We start from the raw sequence: 2,391 nt of genomic DNA on the forward strand, positions 1-2,391 counted from the left end.
ACCGGCTTGGCGCGGCGCAGGGCGGCGAGCACCGGGCGTCCGATGAGCACGACGCCGACGATCGTCGTGACCGCGCGCAGGGTGTCCCAGCCGGCGGTCGAGGTCACCAGCGAATACAGCAGGAAGCTCACCAGGTTGCGCCCGAGCGGGGCGCCCGGAACGTAGGAGACGGCGGCGCCCGACCCGACCGCGAACGGCCAGAACCAGAGGTTCAGCAGCAGGCCGAACACGTAGGAAGCCGCCGCGCCGTAGAGGCACAGCATCCCGATCTCGGTCCACCCGCGCACGCGCCGGGGCAGCAGCCCGGCACCGGCGCCGACCCACGCGCACGCGAACATCTGGAACGGGGTCCACGGGCCGATGCCGCCGAACACCGTGGACGACAGGGCGATCGTCGCGACGCCGAGCAGCATTCCGAACCGGGCGCCGAACGCACGACCGGCGAGCACCAGCAGGATGAACACGGCCTCGACGCCGCCGACCCCGGTGCTCGCGATGCGCACCGCGGTGCCGATCGCGGCCAGCACCCCGAGGTAGGCGAGGGTGTGCGCCGAGCGCACGGCGCCGTCGAGCGCGGCGACCGCGACGACGACCGCGATCGGCGCGAGTGCGAGGGCGGCCCAGGGGGCCGCGGCATCCGCCTCCGCGGGCAGCGCCGCAGCGACCAGGGGCCAGCAGAACGAGGCGAGGCCCACGAGGTTCGCGGCGATCAGCGCGAGCGGGAGCAGGCGGCTGCCGGTCAGCGAGCGCGGATGCGGGGAACGTGCACGGTCCGGCGTGCGGTGCGACGACCTCGAGGATTCGGTGTGGATCCCGGCGGCGCCGGTGCGATCCTCGTCGGTGCGCGGCAGCGGATGCTGAACGATCGCCTGGTGCTGAATCCTCGATGGAGTCGGAGCCGGAGCTGTCGCGGTCGCGGTCGACGACGCGGGCTCGGCGGGAACGACGCCGTCGCGCATGGGCAGGATGCGGGCGCCGAGTGCGGCGACGAAGTCGGCGTCGTGGGTGGCCAGCAGCACCGCGGCGCCGGAATCCGCGGCCTGCCGCAGCGCGGTGTGCACCTGATCGCGGGCCGTGCCGTCCAGCCCGCGGGTCGGCTCATCGATCAGCAGGGCGCCGGGCGAGCGGCTCAGCTGCAGCGCGATCGCGAGGCAGCGGCGCTCGCCGAGCGAGAGATCGCGGGGATGCCGCGACATCCGGTCGGCCCGGGCGTCCGCGTCGAGGCCGAGGAACCCGGCGAACCGGTCGGCGGCGGAGATCGCGGTCGACCCGCTGCGGCGGGCGAGACGATCGGCGCGCGCGCACTCCGCGGCGACCGTATCCCGGGTGAAGAGGTCGTCGGTGGCATCCGGCACGAGCACCGGATGCCCGGTCACCGTGAGTCCGCGCGGCGGCAGCGCCAGCGCGAGCAGCAGTGACGACTTGCCGGCTCCGTTCGGCCCGACGAGCGCCGCGATCTCACCGGGGGCGAGGGAGAAGGAGGCATCCTGCACAGCGACGACGTCGCCGTGGGAGACGTGCACGTGCGCGGCGGAGAGAGCGGACCCCGGGAAGGAGCGGCGTGCGACCTCGCTCGACGACCGGGGGGAGGAGCTGCGCGCGGCCTCGCTCGACGACCGGGTGCCCGTGTCGATCCGCCAGCGGGCATCCGCAACCGCGGTGAACGCCGCATCCCGGTGCTCGGCCACCACGACGCACACGCCGGCCTGGTGCGCGAGGGCGTCCAGCACCCCGACGATCCGCCGGCGCGCATCTTCGTCGAGGTCGGCGAGGGGCTCGTCGACGAGCAGCAGGATGGGATGCTCCACGACCGCCGCGGCGATCGCGACGAGGGTCGCCTCGCCCGCCGACAGGGTGTGCAGCGATCGGTCGAGCAGGGCGGTGATCCCGATCCGCTCCGCCACTTCGGCCACGCGGGTCGCGACGATCACCCGCGAGACCCCGCGCAGCTGCAGGGCGAGGCCGATCTCTTCCCGCACCAGCTCGGTGCAGAATCCATCGCGCGGATTCTGCAGCACGACACCGATGAGGCGCGAGGCGCTGCGCGGCGGCATCCCACGGCGATCGTGGCCGACCACCTCGATCGTGCCGTCCGACCATCCGCCGTCGAGGTGGTCGACGAGTCCCGCGAGAGCGCGCAGCAGCGTGGACTTGCCCGAGCCGGTGGGGCCGGTCACCAGGGCGAGTGTGCCGTGGCCGAGTTCGAGCTCGGCGACCGTCAGCACGGGGTGCGCGCCGAAGCCGACCACGGCATCCCGCAGCACGACGGGGCGCTCGCAGTCACCGCCGGTCGGGGTGCCCCCGAAGCCGCGCAGCTCCAGGCCGGTCGCGACGGCGGCGGCCCGCTCCAGGGTGCGCTCGAGCACCGGCACGAGCAGCCGGGGCCCCACC

The 2,391-nt window shown here is 74.6% G+C and carries 1 protein-coding gene; it reads right to left on the reverse strand.

Annotated features, from left to right (window positions below; all coding sequences use genetic code 11):
• Window positions 1–2,391, reverse strand: a 2,391-nt coding sequence (locus VJR25_RS05835; RefSeq protein ID WP_324113488.1) for an ATP-binding cassette domain-containing protein, incomplete at both ends; no start/stop codon positions are given.

Source organism: Microbacterium sp. (assembly GCF_035277845.1).
GTDB lineage: Bacteria > Actinomycetota > Actinomycetes > Actinomycetales > Microbacteriaceae > Microbacterium.